This is a genomic window from Lacipirellulaceae bacterium, from assembly GCA_040218535.1.
Lineage (GTDB): Bacteria > Planctomycetota > Planctomycetia > Pirellulales > Lacipirellulaceae > Adhaeretor.
Genome location: JAVJRG010000005.1, coordinates 44,985 through 59,804, shown reverse-complemented (window position 1 = coordinate 59,804; position 14,820 = coordinate 44,985). Strand labels below are relative to the sequence as shown.

The following is a 14,820-nucleotide window of genomic DNA, read 5'->3' as shown; positions in this document are numbered from 1 at the left end:
CAGTCATGTCAACGATTGAATCCCCATCATCCGCTACCTACGAGACCGAAGAGTTCGACTACCGTGCCCTCAGCACCGGTGCCGTAGTCGCTGCCATTTTTGGTGGCCTCTCGACGCTGATCTTTCTCGCGGCACGCACCTCGTTCGCTTCAGCAGCAATGATGGCTCCGTTTGGGATCCTGGCACTCGTTGTTGGCTTTGTCTCCTACCGAAAGATTCGCTCCCAATCCGAGACACTCAGCGGAGGTGGGATCGCAAAGCTGGGTATTGCACTCGGACTCGTGAGCCTCCTCGGCGGGCTCGGCTATGCGGGTTACGTCGAAGCGACCGAAGTGCGCGAAGGTTACCAACGGACTTCATTTATTGACTTCGCACCCGATCAGAGCGAGCTCGACCTCGGCGATCCCGTACCGGATGATATCGATGCTTTGGACGGCAAACCGGTTTTCATCAAAGGCTTCATCCGGCCTGATTCGGTACAGTTTTCCAAAGGTGTGCGCGACTTTCTGTTGGTGCGAGACAACAACGAGTGCTGTTACGGCGACGCGAGCAAAGTGAAATACTACGACCAGTTGGCTGTACACGTCAAAGACAAGAAAGGCATCGAAGTCTCGCGGGGCCTGTTTCGCGTTCACGGCACCTTGCATGTCGCCCCCAGCAACTCCCGCCGAGGCCCTGGCTATCCGGTGTTCTCGCTCGAAGCGGAGCATGTGGACTGATGAACCTCGCTGAGCGACTACTGCTGCTTTGTAGCTTGACGCTGATCGTCTCTGGTTGCAATCAGTCTCCTGGCGCTACTTCAACCCAGGTGCCGAGCGAAAACTACGAGGGCGAAACGGGACAGGCATCTGAAAATGAGGCGGCCGCGGCGAAGACCCGCGATGCTCGGTCGGACCGGATCGAAGAGGCTTCGTTCGACGACATCAAATTCGAGATGGAGAAGACGGATCCGTTCAAGCGCGAACTCTTCACACCACAAGTCGAGGAGATGTTCGGTAAGCGGATTCGGATTCGCGGTTGGATGCTTAACACGCCGCGCGACCACGGAATCAAGGAGTTCGTGCTCGTCAGGCACAACATGGAATGTTGTTTCGGTCCGGGTGCCTACTTGTACGATTGCATCTACGTGCGGATGCAAGATGGAGCAACAACAAGCTTCACAACGCGGCAAATCGCTGTCGAGGGCCGATTTCGCTTTGAGGAGCTCATCGATCCCGTGAATGGCAACCACTTGGCGATTTACGCGCTCGATGGTGAGCGAGTGAAATAGTCGGCTAACCGGCCTCCTGACCATCTTTGTCATCGCGTAGCCCGAGTGCCGCCAGCCAACGTCGTTTGGGCTGGCCATCTTTTCCGGCACCTTCAGCAGAGTCCTCTTGCTGCGTCGGAAGTTGCGAGAGTTTCTCTTCGAGATTTGCCCGTTCGCGAGCGAGCTTGGCGCGTTCCAGAGAGAACTCCAGTTCTGACTGGCGGATTTTGTCTTCCCACTCATCTTGCAGTTGTTCTAGCTTCGCTCGCTCCCGTTGGATCAGTTCATCCACGTCAAGCACCGCCCGCTCCGCCTGTTCACGGGCCTGCTCTTCGCTGCTGGCGACTTGGCCTTGCTCAAGCTGTTCGCGTAGCTCGGCAAGTTGGCGGTCTTTCTCCGCGACCAGATCGTCCGTGACTCGGATCGTGTCTTCGACAGAGAGCCGTTCAGCCTTTCGATCACTAGTAATCTCTCCACGGGCGGCTTCTTCATCGAGCTTCGCGATGAGCTGCGCTTTTTGAGCGGCCCAATCGAAGCCACCCGCATTGGTTTCTGCTTCGACTTGAGGGGAAGTGACTCTTGCCTTGTCAAGCTGTTGACGCAGTTCCGAGACTTGCTGCTTGTAAGTTCGCACATCGTCGACGGACAGCTCGAAGCGGCGTTGCAAGTCCTCAAACTGTTGCTGGAGATCTTCATCGACGACGGCAGGTTGTTGCTGTTCTAATTCGTCAACCTTGGCTGCCAATTGATCACGTTCAGCGCGAATCGAGATCAACTCGGCGGACTCTTGTTCATTGGCTTCGGGGCGTGCGGCAAGTTCTTCCCTTAAGCTGGCATTCTCCTTTTTCAGCTTCTGAACGTCTGCCAAGGCAAGGTCGAACTTCTGCTGCAGTGGTCCCAGTTCATCCAACTGGGCCGCTTCTGACTGCAAATCCGCAATTTGCGACTTCGCTTGTTCTGCCAGTTCAACGAGCCGCTCGCGTTTTGCCTCCGATTCGGCAAGTTCTACTTCGAGTTTTTCTTGCTGCTTCTCGAACTGATTTTTAACCCCCGCGAGGACCTCGTTTTCCTTTCGTAGGTCGGTGAGCGAGTCTTCGGCTTCCGCCAAGGTTTGCCGGGTTTGCTCGCATGTTTGGCAGGCTTGGTCGGCGAGTGACTCGTACTCGGCTTTCTGGTCGACTAATTCTAGCTCAAGTCGCTTACACTGCTTTTCGAGTTTGGTGAGCGTCGCTTGCTCAACCGAACGTACCGAGTTCTGCTCGCTGAGTTGCTTTTCCAACTCGAGAACCCGGGCAGCATTCTGTTGGGCATGCTCGTTTCCGCTGGCCGCTTGCTCCTCCAATCGACCTTCGAGTTCTTCAATCCGGGCTTTCGCCTGTTTGGATTGCTCCTCTCGATTCGCCTTTTCTTCTTCAAGCGTTTGCTGTAATTCGAGCAGCTTGGCTGAGTCTTCCTCGGCTTGCTGATTCCGGCTAGCGATTTGCTCTTCGAGTTGTTTCTCTAAATCGCGAACCCGCGCGGCATCTTGTTCCGCCTGCTTACTGTTGCTGTCGGATTGCTCTCGGAGTTGCGACTCTAACTCCTGTATTCGAGCCTCGCTTTGGTCGGCTTGCCCATTCAATGCGGCAGTTTGCTCTTTGAGTTGCTGCTTCAACCCTTCAATCACTGCCGCATCTTGCTCGATTCGCTCGCGACTAACAGCGTCTTTTTCGGTGAGTTGCTTCTCCAGCTCTTGAATTCGAGCCGCCTCTTGCTCGGTCTGTTTGTCGCGCCTGGCAATTTCCTTGTCGAGTTGCTTGTCTAAACTTTCGATTCTCGCAGCATCTTGTTCCGCTTGCTCTTTGCGACCAGCGATTTGTTCGGCCAGTTGTCCCTTTAGTTCGAGAACACGTGCTTTGTTCTCTTCCGCTTGCGCATCTCGTTGGTTGGTTTGCTCGCTTAGTTTATTCTTTAGCTCAGCAATCTTCGAGGCATCTTCCTCGGACTGCGCCTGATGATTGGCTGCCTGGTCGGCAAGCTGAGTCTCAAGCTCGCGAACTCGATCGGCAGCTTGCTCTGACTGATCACCTCGCTTGGCGAGTGCTTCCTCGAGCTGCTTCTCCAAGTCAGCAATTCGAGCGGCATCCTGTTCGGCTTGCTCTTCTTGACTGGCTGTTTGCTCAGCTAACTGCTTTTCTAGTTCCTTTAGCTGAGTCGCCTCTAGTTCAGCTTGTTCGTTCCGGCAGACGGCCCCTTCTTCAAGTTGTTCCTCTAACTCTCGGATCCTTTGGGTGTCTTCATCGGCCCGTTTGTTGCGACTCGCCAACTGTTCGTTGAAGCTGGCTTGCAGTGCCCCGATGCGACCTTCAAACTCGGCCAGTTGCTCTTCAAGTTGCGATTCTAATTCGCGTACCTTCGCCGAATCTTGCTTCGGTTCATCGGCTCGTCGCTCAGCCCGCTTTTCGAGTTGTTGCTCGAGCTCGCGAATCCTTTGCGAGTCCTCTTCGGCTTTTTGATTCCGATTGGCAAGCTGTTCATCGAAACTCTTCTTGAGCGCCAAAATGCGACGTTCAAATTCTGCGAGTTGATCTTCGTCGGCTGTGTCGAGAGTCGCAGGTTGTGCGGTTTCTGATTCAGCCTTGTAGGTCGCGATGAACTGCTCAACGCGACGGTTTACTTCGGCCTCCATGTCTTCCAACTGCTGAGCATATCCTTCGAGCTCCCGATCGGTCTGCTCGCGCAGAGCGCGCAGCTTGGCTACGGTGGCTGCTGACCGTTCGTTGAAGGGGATTGAGTTTTGCTCGGTGTCTTCCATGGACGTGCCCTGGCCCCGCGTCGCCAACCGCGGCAACGAAGGTCCAAACTGCTTGTTTGCTAGCGTTAAGATGAGAATAGTCCATGAATATCTACGTTATGGATGGGGCCCGGTCAAAGTGGGGGGCTGGGGAGTTCGGTTAGTAACGGTTGTTGCGGTGATGCGTACTCTTTCAGGCGAGTAACGAGTTTTAAACCTCCAATCTCGTGTCATTCCGAAGGGAGGCTCGCCGACCGAGGAATCCGGCTTGAACTTTGGTTGAGTCAACTCCGGTACAAACTGGATTCCTCGGTCGCTGTCGCTCGGTCGGAATGACAATTATTGACCATTTTATGATTCAAAAGACTTCGGGATTGATAACATTCTCTGGCCGTTTGCCAGAAAGGAAATCAACCACTTGTTGGCCGACCCGTTCTCGAAGTTCGGTGACCGCCTCTGGCGAGAGGAACGCAGTGTGGGGGGTGATGAGGACCTTCGGGTGATTCCACGGCGGCTGCGAGAGGTCCGGCGGTTCGGGATCTTGCACGTCGAGTGCAGCTCCGGCGAGACGGTTGTCCTCGAGCGCGTGAGCCAAAGCATCATGGTCGACCAGACCACCACGGGAAGTGTTGATCAGCGCGGCGGTCGGCTTCATTTGAGCGAAGGCGGTGTGGTTCATCAGACGGCGTGTTGCGTCGGTCAGCGGTGCGTGGAGCGAAACGTAATCGCTGACTGCCAATAGCTCCTCAAACGGCAACCACTTGACTCCCTCGGGAACTTGCTGTGAGCGGTTATTGCCTACGACTTCCATTCCTAAAGCGAGTGCTTTCTCGGCAACGAGCGAGCCGGTTTTCCCCAAGCCCACGATGCCCAATGTCTTGCCCGCTACCCGATTCACCGGCAGTCCCTTCACCAGATCGTACTCGCCCGACTTGGTGGCCAGATGGTAGCCATGAACGTTGCGAGCCAGTGAGAAAATTGAGGCGATCGTTTGCTCAGCCACTTCGAGGATGCAGTAGTCGGGCACGTTGGTGACGACGATCCCGTGCTCGGTGGCATATTCGACATCGATGTTGTCGAGCCCGATTCCGGTCCGCGCGATGTGTCGACACTTGCCTGTCGCGGCAATCACGCGGGCAGTGGTTGGAGCCCAGCAGGTAATGATGCAGTCCGAACCGGGAGCCAGCTCAATCAGTGTTTCCTCTTTGTTATCGGGCGAGATGGCCAGCTCGCAATCTAGTTCAGCAAGCCTGTCACGCTCGATGTCGGCATCGGCCCAGGGGAAGTCGGTGTAGAGAGTTTTGAATTTTGGCATCTTTGATTTCACCACAGAGACACGGAGGGCACGGAGGTAGGAATGGGACGCTGAAGAACGCGGATTGGGCGGATTCGCGCCGATTGATCCTCTCAAAAAATCAGCGAATGTCAGCCCAATCTGCGTTTATCCGCGTCCTATTCATTTTGTGTTGATAAATACATGGACTCGATTTCCTTGTGCAGGTTCTTTTCGATAACATTTCGTCGCAAACTTAGTTTCGGGGTCAGCTCGCCGAGCTCCACTGAGAAACCGCGGGGGATGATTACGAACTTAGCAACTTGCTCGTGATGTGCCAGTTGGGCGAGGCAGCGGTCGATTTCTTGTCGGAACCAATCGCGGATTTTCGGATGCGTTACCGCGCGGCGTTTTGACCAAACCCAGAGGCGTTGGCGGCGGATTTCTGCTTTCAGGCGTTCAGGGGTGGGCACTAGGATCGCGGTGAGGTATTTTCTGCCGTTGCCGAGTACGCAGGCCTGTTCGATGATTGGCGAGCCGGTGAGCTGCTGCTCAATCGCCGTGGGCACGACTTTCTTTCCCGTGTTGAGCACCAGGATTTCTTTTTTGCGGCCAATGATCCGCAAATTCTCGCCGGCCCATTCGGCGAGGTCGCCCGTGTGGAGCCAGCCGTCACGGAGCACTTCCGCGGTGGCCGCTTCGTCGCGCCAGTAACCTTGCATCACGCCGGGCGAGCGGACGAGCAGTTCACCATCGCTGTCAATCTTCAAGTCGACGCCAGGGATTGGCTTTCCCACCGTACCAGCTTTGTATTCGTCTTTCGCTGTGGCGGTAATCACCGGCGAAGCTTCGGTGAGGCCGTAGCCTGAGAGGATCGGCAGGCCGCACTGTTCGTAGAATCGTTCAGTCTCTGGAGCCACACCGGCTCCACCACAACTAAGGCGGCGGATTTTGCCTCCAAAGGCAGTTCTCAATGCGTCGCTCCGGCAGTGCGTAGCACTGCGGCTAGGATCCTTCTCGGCTTCATTTCCTTTTGCGCGAATACCATCGGCAACCTTTTGGTAAAAGTAGGGAACGCCGTTGAGAGTGGTTGGTTGGCAAAGTTGGCAATCGCGGAGGATTGTTTCGCGCGACTCGGCCAGCACAAGGTGCGTGCCGCGATAGAGCCAACTCCCGATGTCGCACGTGCGGGCGTAGATGTGCGAGAAGGGGAGGAAGGCGAGACGCGTTTCTTGCTCGTTTGAAGCCACCGCGTCGCTCACGGCAACCGCATTGCTCACGAGGTTGCCGAACGAGAGCATGACGCCGCGGGGTTGGCCGGTTGTGCCGGAAGTGTAGAGGATTGTCGCCAAGTCGTTCGCATTACGTTGGCAGGTGTACTCCTGAAGCTCGCTCGTGCCTTGCTCTGTTGAGGCCTCAATCTCTTGGAACGTGCAATTCTCGACCTCGGCTTCTTCGCCGATTTCAGAAGCTCGCGTCGGCGTGTCTGCCAGCAGGAACTTCGCCTCGGAATGTCGAATCAGGTCGCGATATTGGGCGAATGAGAGAGAGCTGTGCAGGGGAACGCTCACAGCTCCAATTGCTTGCAGCGATAGGTCGGCAAGAATCCAGGGGTAGGAGTTCTCTGCGACGAGTGCCACGTAGTCGCCACGTTTCACACCAGCGTGTTCGAGTCCGCGGACCCAGCGCACGAGATCCTGGGCGACTTGGTTCCAACTCACTGAACTGAGTTGGCCAGCGCAGATCGTGCTGAGCGCAGTTTCATCACCGGCGGGCAATCGTTCCGCCGTGAGGAACTGCGGTAGGCAGGTGATCTCGGTGATGTCGCGGGTTCGAATCAGGTTTTGCTCCCGTTGGGCATGACGGTTAGGTTTTGCACTTTTGCAAGCCGACACGATTCTAGCGTGCAAAAGTCGCTTCCACATTCGCAGAGTTCTTCGCGTTAGCTCTTACCTGGAAACGACTTCGAGTCATGCACGTCGAATCGGACGATGGACTTTTGCTCTCGATGGGGGCTGGCGCGAGCAAAAGGGGGTGTCCCAATGAGGTCACTTCCGCTGCTCACTTCCCTCGGATGACGCGCTTCATGCGAGTCCCCGGCGTTGCATTTTACCTGATGAGGTGGCTCGAATTCGAGTGAGAAAAGGCACTCCGGCCTTGGTGGCTGTCAGATAGATATCAGTTCGCTCAACCTGGCCCGGAGGGCCGAAAGAACCCTAGCCGGTGGCGTAAGCCTCCGGATCATTTGGACAAGACAAACGAAGGCCCGAAGGGTCGACATATTTTTCGCGTCGGAATTTATGTCGCCCCTGCGGGACTTCGAACTTCAAGCAGATACTCTCTCCGGAGCCTAACGGCACCGGCTAGGGCTATTGCTGCCCTCCGGGCATCACTTCCCAAAGCCCATGTTCAATTCCGCCCTGGATAAAGATGGCACACTTGCCGTAACCGGCGAGCTTCATCGGCGGAAGTGCAATCTTGCCGCCCGCTTCGGCAGCTTTGAGGACTGCCGCGTCGATGTCTTCGACGAGTAAGTACGGACGGACGACGGGCGTTTCGGTCGGTCGCAGCGGTGCGCGGACACCAAGCAGCCCGCCACCGGCAAGTCTGGCCGTGCGGGCAAAGCCTAAGTTCGCGTTCGGCTTGCTGAACTTCACGCCGTGCAACTGCTCGTAGTTCTTGCAAACGGCGTCAACTTCGGGGGTGACGATTTCCAAGTATCCGACCTCCATCGCGACTTCTTTGTCTGCCTTCTTCGCTGGTTCGGCGAGTTGTGCGTGACCCTTGTTCGAAGTGTTGGCGACACCAAGGAAGGCTGGTAGCGTGAGTGAAGCGGTTGCGAATGAGAGGAGGTCTCGGCGGTTCTTCTCGGCCATGTCGTGCTGTCCTGATTGACGTGTGACTCAGCTTGACCGTTCGCACCGCCAGGCGAGCTAGCAGTGGCAGTCGGTGAGTTTTGGGTGCAATCGATATCGCTATACGGACTATAATGCGACTTCAGGACCATAGCCAGCACTACCCAAAGACACACGACCATGCACTTTAGGGACAGCATTCTCCAATGGCTTCGAGGCAAACTCAATCGAAACACCTTGCCACAGTCCTTCGACTTTCAGGAGTACGAATCCCTCGGAGACGCGACCTTTGACGGTGTTGAGTACGGCAAGAAGCCTCAGATCATCGAAGGTGTCGTATCTCAGAGAGCGCAGTCAGCTGGAATTCTTGGAGAGCACGAATACATGCTTCATGGGTTCGAATTGGTGGCCTGGATGCCTATCGATGGTGAGGTTGTCGTAGAAAAACTCTACGTGCAAAGACCGATTCCTAAGGAGCACGACTATCCCCTAGATTTTCCAGAGATGTCTTACCAAAGAATGAGCGTCATTCTCTCTCAGGACCAAGAGCGTGCTGTCTATGAGAAATCGTTGCCGCTCGAAGGGACCAACCTTGAACTGACCGCTGCCGCGCAAGAACTTTGCCAATCGGTAATCGTTGAGTCAGATCGCTTTGGTGAGCTCTTCCTCGATGCCTCTATCGGCTGGTTCGAAGGGGAAGGCGAGTGGGTCGGTCAGGAGATTGATTTGAGGTTCGATACTGAAAACCCAGAAGAACTCAAGGAGATGCTAAAGACCGCCGAGCTACTGTGGACGGATCAAGAGGAGTGGAACACACGAATTAGGCAGCAAGCTATCGAAGATCTCCACCAACTCTACAACGGCACTTGGCGAGAGGAAAAAGATCCAGAACTCACTCCCAATGAGTTTGCAGACCATTTCTCTTTAAGTTCAGTAACCATCGACAAGGACGGTCAATTCGAGTTTTGGCATCACGACGGCGGGCTGTTCTTGGAACATAGCATCCAAGTCTACGGTAGCGTGCATGGTGGCTCGCTTCGAGCAACTCTGGCAGGATAATTAGGTCGAAAATGCTGTGAAGATATTGAAATACACATTTGGCTTGCTTCTCGTCATCTTGCTCGCAACGTTTGGCTACCACAGGTACGACTACTGCTACCAATGTGGATCATGTCGCCACGTCTTTCTGACAACCGCCTTTAGCCCAAATCTATTCATGCAAGAGGGTTGGCTTTCTGACAGCTACGAGAGAATAGTAGGCGAAGCGTGTCCGCACTCATTCTGGAAACCCGATACAACTTACAAATTCATTACTCATAACCACAATCGAAGTCGTCTCCCCATATCAAACATGCGGGCCTTGGAAGGCCTGGAAATGCTTCCCGAACGGGAGTGGCAGAAACAAGCGTTGAAGACAATTGGCAATAGAGAGAACGCCCTGAAGTGGGTAGCAGTGTTGGTTCTGGACGATCTATCCATAAAGGCTGTTGAATCCGAGGAGGATTGGTATCGATGGTGGACTGAGAATAGCAGCGTTTTCGAAATCGAGAGGAATACGAGACAAGCGGCGGATACTGCGAAGGCAGCAATTGAAAGATGCGAAGAGTCTGTCTACATGCGAGTTGAACACGAGATTGCCTCGGATATTCCCGAACTCAATATCGAAGACCATGCAGAGTAAGATGTGTGAAAAGCACCGTTAAATCACCCTGCATGGTGCGTTTCACGAACCCTACACTGCTGAAAGGCATTCGTGAGATTTGTGCAATTCGTTGACGAAACTGAAGACCGGGCGAGGCGTAGCTCGCCGGCTAGTTTTGGTGTTTGTCGTTGTCGAAGTGCAAAATTACAACGCCTCAACCACCATCTGCCCAATCTCATTCGTCCCAAACCCACTCCGGTCTAAACTCTTCCCGGCAAACTTCGGCGTCACCTTTTTCACGGCGGCGCCGATTTGCTCACCGCACTTGATGGCGGCGGCGTTTTCTTTGATGCGGCCCGTTTCGCGGAGCAGCAGGCCGAGGGAATCGATCGTGGCGATGGGGTTGGCCACGTTTTGGCCGGCGATGTCGGGGGCGCTGCCGTGGACTGGTTCGAACATGCTGGGCGCCGTTCCGTCGGGGTTGAGGTTACCGCTCGAAGCGATGCCCATGCCGCCGGCGATGGCTGCGCCCAGGTCGGTGATGATGTCGCCGAACATGTTGGGCACGACGATCGTGTCGTACACTTCGGGCTTGGCGACCATGAACATGCAACAGGCGTCGACATGGTGGTAGCCGGTTTCGACGTCGGAGTAATCCTGGGCAACGTCTTCGAATGTGCGATGCCAAGTGTCGCCGGCGAAGTTGAGGACGTTGGTCTTATGGACCAGCGTTAGGTGCTTACGGGGACGCGTGCGGGCCAGTTCGAAGGCGTAGCGGATGCAGCGTTCGGCACCGAAACGCGTAGCGACCATCGTTTGATTGGCGACTTCCTGATCGGTTCCTTTACGAACAATCCCGCCGAGGCCGCAGTAGAGGTCCTCAGTGTTCTCGCGGACGCAGATGAAATCGATGTGCTCGCTCGTTTTGTCTTTCAGCGGTGTATCGATACCCGGGTAGAGCTGCACGGGGCGGAGATTGATGTACTGATCGAGGTCGAAGCGAAGTTTTAGCAAAATTCCTTTCTCGATCACGCCGCCCGCAAGGCGAGGGTCGTTGGGCAGCCCGCCGACGGCCCCGAGGAGGATGGCGTCGAACTCCCTAAGCTTCGCGACATCGTCGTCGTCGAGGATGTGCCCGCTCTCGAGAAAGTGCTTCGCCGAGAAGGGGAAATCGGTTGTTTCGTAGACAAAATCGTTCGCCGCGGCGGTCGCTTTCAGGACTTCGAGACTGGTGCCGACGACTTCGGGGCCGATGCCATCACCGGCGATGACAGCGATTCTCAGCGAGGTGGAATTGGACATGTTTTCTTGGAGATTTGTTGAATTGAATGTGAGGACTTATTCGTTTTAGGCAAGATTGCGATTGTAACAGCGAATCAATCTCCGAACGAGTGCCGGGCGATTGTTGACCCGGTTTGTATCGTGTGGCTAAACTATGGCTTAGCAGCGTTATGCTGGCGGGCAGCGATTTCTTCTCTAACGGGGTCTCCTACGTCCCTAAGGGTAAAACTTATGAATCTCGGGCGAACATTAGTTGGCGGAATTATCGGGGCGGCGGTCGCCATCGGAATCTACGTGGCACTGATGCTAGGGACAGGGCAATCTGCCAACTGGTTCCCGGTAGTCACAGGTGCGTTGGTAGGCTTCGGCGTCATGCAGGCCTGCAAGACGGCGGGCAATGTCAGCTATGCTCGCGGAGCCGTCTCGGGATTGATCGCTGCTGGAGCAATCTTGGGCAGTGACTACGTGGCGAAAGAAGTGCTCACGAGAAAGGCCGCCGCTGTTAGTGCAAAGGCCGGTCCTGAGAAGAAAGCCGATTCAAAAGATGAAGATGCTGAGGAGGGTGAAGCGGAAGCGGCAGAAGTCGAAGAAGAAGTGACCGCCAGCGAACCTCCCAAGGCAGGCGACATTGATCCCGACAGAGGTGCGATCGGTGCTCCGAAGCAACTCGGCCAAAACGATGTCTGGCCGTTCGCGTTCATGGCAATTGGAATCTTTCTCGCCTATGAGTTCGCACGCGGTAAAGCTCCCAAGACGGCCGCCGCTGAAGGTGAAGAACCGGCTCCTGCGGTTGATGAGGAAGAAGAGAAAGAGGAAGCTTAAGTCTGCTGAGTCGCTGGCTTCCGGCGGTGCGTAGCACCGCGGCTAGGTGTGCTGCTAGCTGTGCATCCGCGCTAGGGGTTCGCCCGCGGAGATAATCTCTGACTCCAGTGCTGCCAGTTCGTCGAGCCTTGCCATGACTTCTTCCTCAGGCGCGAAATGCTTGGCGAGCCGCGTGTACGTGGTGTGGTGCCGCGCTTCCGATTCGAACAGGCTGGCGTAGAAGTTGGCCAGTTCTTCGTCATCGACATGTTGCGCGAGGGCGTGGAAGCGCTCGCAACTTCGTGCTTCGATGAGCCCCGCAACGAGCAGCCGATCAACGGCCCGTTGCGGTTCCTGCTTGCTGACCAAGTCGTTGAGTTTGCGGCCATACTGACTTGGCTTGAGCCTGCGGAACGGAATGTCCTTCTTCTCAAGCAGGTCGAGCACCATGTGAAAGTGTTCGAGCTCTTCGTTGACGATCTCGGTCATTTCCTGGCAAAGCTCGCGATTATCCACGTAGTGGAAAATGAGATTCATTGCCGTGCCGGCGGCTTTCTTTTCGCAGTGGGCGTGGTCGATGAGGATTTCGTCCAAGTGGGCATCGACTTGGGCGAACCAGCGAGCGTCGGTTTCGGATTGAAGATGTAGCATGCCCCGATTATAGGTTCACTCCTCTTGGTAATAAACCACGGAGGCACGGAGGACACGGAGGACACGGAGAGTATAGAAATGACCAATGACCAAGTCCAAATGACCATTGTTTGATGCAAGCGGTCTGACTCTTATTACTTGGTCATTAGGGCTTGGTCATTGGTCATTAGAGGGCTCTCAATTTCTGTATCTCGCGCTTAACTTGTCTGCTAGCCATTGTGGAGCGAGGCGTTTGATTCGCCAGTACCAGCGAGCGCGGCGGCCCATCACGGCGTAGAGGCGCCGTTTGCGGACGGCACGGAGAGTCTCTTCGGCAACTTGCTTCGCAGTTAGGGTGGCCTTGTCAGCGTAGTCTTCGCCACGCTTCTGAGTGCCCTCGTCGGTGAAGATTCCGTTCTCGATCAGTGGTGACCGGAAGAAACCAGGTACACAAAGCGTGACGCCGATCCCGTACGGTTTGAGTTCGCCGTAGAGCGCTTCCGTAAGCGAGACGACGGCCGCTTTCGAACTGGCATACGCGGCCACCGATGGCGGGGCGAGCAGGCCGGTGATTGAAGCGACGTTGACGATATGACCGTGGCCTTGTTCTTTCATCCGAGGGATCACGGCTTGGCAACCGTAGAGCGTACCGAAATAGTTTGCGTTGAAGACCTGATTGAACTGCTCGGGAGAAAAGCCCTCGACGATGCCACCCGCGCCGATTCCCGCGCAGTTGATGAGCATTTCCACCCGCTGATACTCGTGGTGCAGATCCTCGACAAGCTGCTGCCAAGCCGAAGGTTGCGTTACATCGAGTGGGGCAGCGACCGCTTCCCCGCCATTTCGCTCAACCGAAGATCGAGCCTGATGCGCGGCGTCAGTGTCAATATCTGTCAGGATGAGCCGTGTGTTCTGAGTTTTCGATAGCAGATCGGCAAACGCGCGTCCCAATTCACCCCCTGCGCCGGTGATGATTGCGCAGCAAGATGTCGCTTCGGCGCGGGATTTCATGAGGTCCCCGCGGCCGCGGTTTTGGGCTGACGACGCGTGCTGAAGAGCCAGCTCAGACCGGCAAACTGCGACGCAAGGATTGTCACCGCGACTGAACCAATGATCGACAACACATAAATGATCAGGTCGATCGTCGGAGATGCTTCTATTTGCAATGCGTGTAAAACATCTTGGATTCCCTCGACAAACAAGATGTGTACGACGTAGATGCCGAAGGACCAAGCCCCTAGTTGTTTCGCGAGTGATCCCGATACGGACAAGCCCCTCGTGAAAGTATCGGGTAAGGTTGCCAGCAGTAGCCCACACCCGGCAAGGTTTTCGGCGAGGCTGTTTCTGCCGTTTTGCCATAACCAAGCAGAACCTGCGAAGAACAAGAGACTGCCCAAGATCCCCGCTGCATCGGCTTTTCCTAGCCACTGCCAACGATCTGCGTACAACGCAATCGCGACTGCCCAGCATGCTGAGGGAAGCGTTTGGTAGGCCAATTCAACGGCGTAGATATTCGGGACAGGGGCTTCGTCTGCCGTGAGAACTGCCGTGGTGAATCCTGTCACGAGGCAAACAAGTGCGACCGGCAGACGCAATAAGGGGCAGCTCAATACGAGTTTTGTGGCAGCCAAGGCTGCGACAGAAGCGACCACGATATAGGGCAAGAACCAGAGGTGATGGACGGTTCCATCGAGTAGCGTTTCCCATGACAGTGCCGGGAGGCACGTTGTGGCAGTGAGCCCTCCTACTTCGGACACTTGCTTCGCCAAGTAGCGAGCCAGGTAGTAGATGGCCGACCAAGCCAAGAAAGGTAGGTAGATCGAGCGGAAGCGTGCCCGGATATAATCCCAGCTTGAAAGATCAGGCCGTCGGTGAAGCGAGCGAACGGTGAGGTAGATGGCGGCGGCAGAAAAAAAGGGGACCGCAAATCGAGAAACGATGGTCGTCGGTTTCAGCAGGCCTGACTCAGGCACGTGAATCCAAACAATCGCCAAGCAAGCAAGAAAACGGAAGAGGTCAAGCGTCGCATTGTACGAAGACGTACCGTTTCGGTGCTTCGGCATTGTCTGAGTACGATTTGACACCAAAAACCTCGAACCGCTCCAACGGACATCGGTTAAATGATAAAAGCGGTTTCAAGAGCTCAGACCTCCCAACGAGTCGGGGCTAGCGTCTGGAGTATCTCTACAACCGAGGGCTTGGCACTGCGGCTGCAAGGGGATTGAAACGGCAACTCGACATCTCCAGAACTCCGTCGAAACGAGACGTCTGTGGATGTCTCCTGAGTATAACCAAGCTAGGTGAGAAACGAGAGCC

The 14,820-nt window shown here is 55.5% G+C and carries 13 protein-coding genes; 5 read left to right on the top strand and 8 right to left on the bottom strand.

Annotated elements, in window-relative coordinates; genetic code table 11:
• Positions 1 to 5: 5 nt before the first annotated feature.
• Together RIB44_00525 and RIB44_00520 are read left to right on the top strand one after the other, a co-directional pair.
• Positions 6 to 719: a hypothetical protein gene (locus RIB44_00525; GenBank protein MEQ8615057.1), complete on the top strand. Its 714-nt coding sequence runs from the start codon at positions 6 to 8 to the stop codon at positions 717 to 719.
• On the top strand, positions 719 to 1,270 hold the full coding sequence (locus tag RIB44_00520) for a DUF3299 domain-containing protein (GenBank protein MEQ8615056.1): 552 nt from the start codon (positions 719 to 721) through the stop codon (positions 1,268 to 1,270). Before RIB44_00525 ends, RIB44_00520 begins: the two co-directional genes overlap by 1 nt.
• A gap of 4 nt (positions 1,271 to 1,274) precedes the next feature.
• Here RIB44_00520 and RIB44_00515 read toward each other — a convergent pair whose 3' ends face one another.
• From RIB44_00515 to RIB44_00500, 4 genes are all read right to left on the bottom strand, one after another.
• Positions 1,275 to 4,043 (bottom strand): hypothetical protein, encoded by a 2,769-nt coding sequence (locus RIB44_00515; protein ID MEQ8615055.1) that lies wholly within the window; start codon positions 4,041 to 4,043, stop codon positions 1,275 to 1,277.
• 337 nt (positions 4,044 to 4,380) lie between these two features.
• Entirely contained in the window at positions 4,381 to 5,337 is a 957-nt protein-coding gene (locus RIB44_00510; GenBank protein ID MEQ8615054.1) for a C-terminal binding protein, read from the bottom strand.
• A 137-nt stretch (positions 5,338 to 5,474) separates the two neighbouring features.
• Positions 5,475 to 7,220 (bottom strand): AMP-dependent synthetase/ligase, encoded by a 1,746-nt coding sequence (locus RIB44_00505; GenBank protein MEQ8615053.1) that lies wholly within the window; start codon positions 7,218 to 7,220, stop codon positions 5,475 to 5,477.
• 444 nt (positions 7,221 to 7,664) lie between these two features.
• Positions 7,665 to 8,171, bottom strand: coding sequence for a hypothetical protein (locus RIB44_00500; protein MEQ8615052.1), 507 nt, complete (start codon positions 8,169 to 8,171; stop codon positions 7,665 to 7,667).
• A 216-nt stretch (positions 8,172 to 8,387) separates the two neighbouring features.
• Here RIB44_00500 and RIB44_00495 point away from each other — a divergent pair, with 216 nt between their 5' ends.
• Positions 8,388 to 9,209: a DUF2262 domain-containing protein gene (locus RIB44_00495; protein ID MEQ8615051.1), complete on the top strand. Its 822-nt coding sequence runs from the start codon at positions 8,388 to 8,390 to the stop codon at positions 9,207 to 9,209.
• Positions 9,210 to 9,525: 316 nt separating this feature from the next.
• A complete protein-coding gene (locus RIB44_00490; protein MEQ8615050.1) occupies positions 9,526 to 9,831 on the top strand; it encodes a hypothetical protein in 306 nt (101 codons plus the stop codon).
• Between the two features lie 165 nt (positions 9,832 to 9,996).
• On the opposite strand, the gene RIB44_00485 is transcribed toward RIB44_00490, so the two are convergent.
• Positions 9,997 to 11,094, bottom strand: a complete 1,098-nt coding sequence (locus RIB44_00485; protein MEQ8615049.1) for a 3-isopropylmalate dehydrogenase — start codon at positions 11,092 to 11,094, stop codon at positions 9,997 to 9,999.
• A 210-nt stretch (positions 11,095 to 11,304) separates the two neighbouring features.
• Here RIB44_00485 and RIB44_00480 point away from each other — a divergent pair, with 210 nt between their 5' ends.
• A complete protein-coding gene (locus RIB44_00480) occupies positions 11,305 to 11,895 on the top strand; it encodes a hypothetical protein (GenBank protein ID MEQ8615048.1) in 591 nt (196 codons plus the stop codon).
• Positions 11,896 to 11,949: 54 nt separating this feature from the next.
• Here the strand turns inward: RIB44_00480 and RIB44_00475 are convergent, their stop codons facing one another.
• The 3 genes from RIB44_00475 to RIB44_00465 form a co-directional block, all read right to left on the bottom strand.
• The gene (locus RIB44_00475) at positions 11,950 to 12,525 is read right to left on the bottom strand and encodes a tRNA-(ms[2]io[6]A)-hydroxylase (protein ID MEQ8615047.1); all 576 of its coding nucleotides are present in this window, start codon (positions 12,523 to 12,525) and stop codon (positions 11,950 to 11,952) included.
• Between the two features lie 177 nt (positions 12,526 to 12,702).
• Entirely contained in the window at positions 12,703 to 13,515 is an 813-nt protein-coding gene (locus tag RIB44_00470; protein MEQ8615046.1) for an SDR family NAD(P)-dependent oxidoreductase, read from the bottom strand.
• Complete coding sequence (locus RIB44_00465; protein ID MEQ8615045.1) at positions 13,512 to 14,567, bottom strand: acyltransferase; 1,056 nt, start codon at positions 14,565 to 14,567, stop codon at positions 13,512 to 13,514. The genes RIB44_00470 and RIB44_00465 overlap by 4 nt, the downstream gene beginning before the upstream one ends.
• Positions 14,568 to 14,820 lie beyond the last annotated feature (253 nt).

Bases quoted from the DNA above. Each gene is read 5' to 3' on its own strand.
- RIB44_00525 (MEQ8615057.1), top strand. From the start codon at position 6: ATGTCAACGATTGAATCCCCATCATCCGCTACCTACGAGACCGAAGAG.
- RIB44_00510 (MEQ8615054.1), bottom strand. From the start codon at position 5,337: ATGCCAAAATTCAAAACTCTCTACACCGACTTCCCCTGGGCCGATGCC.
- RIB44_00490 (MEQ8615050.1), top strand. From the start codon at position 9,526: ATGCTTCCCGAACGGGAGTGGCAGAAACAAGCGTTGAAGACAATTGGC.
- RIB44_00500 (MEQ8615052.1), bottom strand. From the start codon at position 8,171: ATGGCCGAGAAGAACCGCCGAGACCTCCTCTCATTCGCAACCGCTTCA.
- RIB44_00520 (MEQ8615056.1), top strand. From the start codon at position 719: ATGAACCTCGCTGAGCGACTACTGCTGCTTTGTAGCTTGACGCTGATC.
- RIB44_00515 (MEQ8615055.1), bottom strand. From the start codon at position 4,043: ATGGAAGACACCGAGCAAAACTCAATCCCCTTCAACGAACGGTCAGCA.
- RIB44_00465 (MEQ8615045.1), bottom strand. From the start codon at position 14,567: ATGCCGAAGCACCGAAACGGTACGTCTTCGTACAATGCGACGCTTGAC.
- RIB44_00470 (MEQ8615046.1), bottom strand. From the start codon at position 13,515: ATGAAATCCCGCGCCGAAGCGACATCTTGCTGCGCAATCATCACCGGC.
- RIB44_00505 (MEQ8615053.1), bottom strand. From the start codon at position 7,220: ATGTGGAAGCGACTTTTGCACGCTAGAATCGTGTCGGCTTGCAAAAGT.
- RIB44_00475 (MEQ8615047.1), bottom strand. From the start codon at position 12,525: ATGCTACATCTTCAATCCGAAACCGACGCTCGCTGGTTCGCCCAAGTC.
- RIB44_00485 (MEQ8615049.1), bottom strand. From the start codon at position 11,094: ATGTCCAATTCCACCTCGCTGAGAATCGCTGTCATCGCCGGTGATGGC.
- RIB44_00480 (MEQ8615048.1), top strand. From the start codon at position 11,305: ATGAATCTCGGGCGAACATTAGTTGGCGGAATTATCGGGGCGGCGGTC.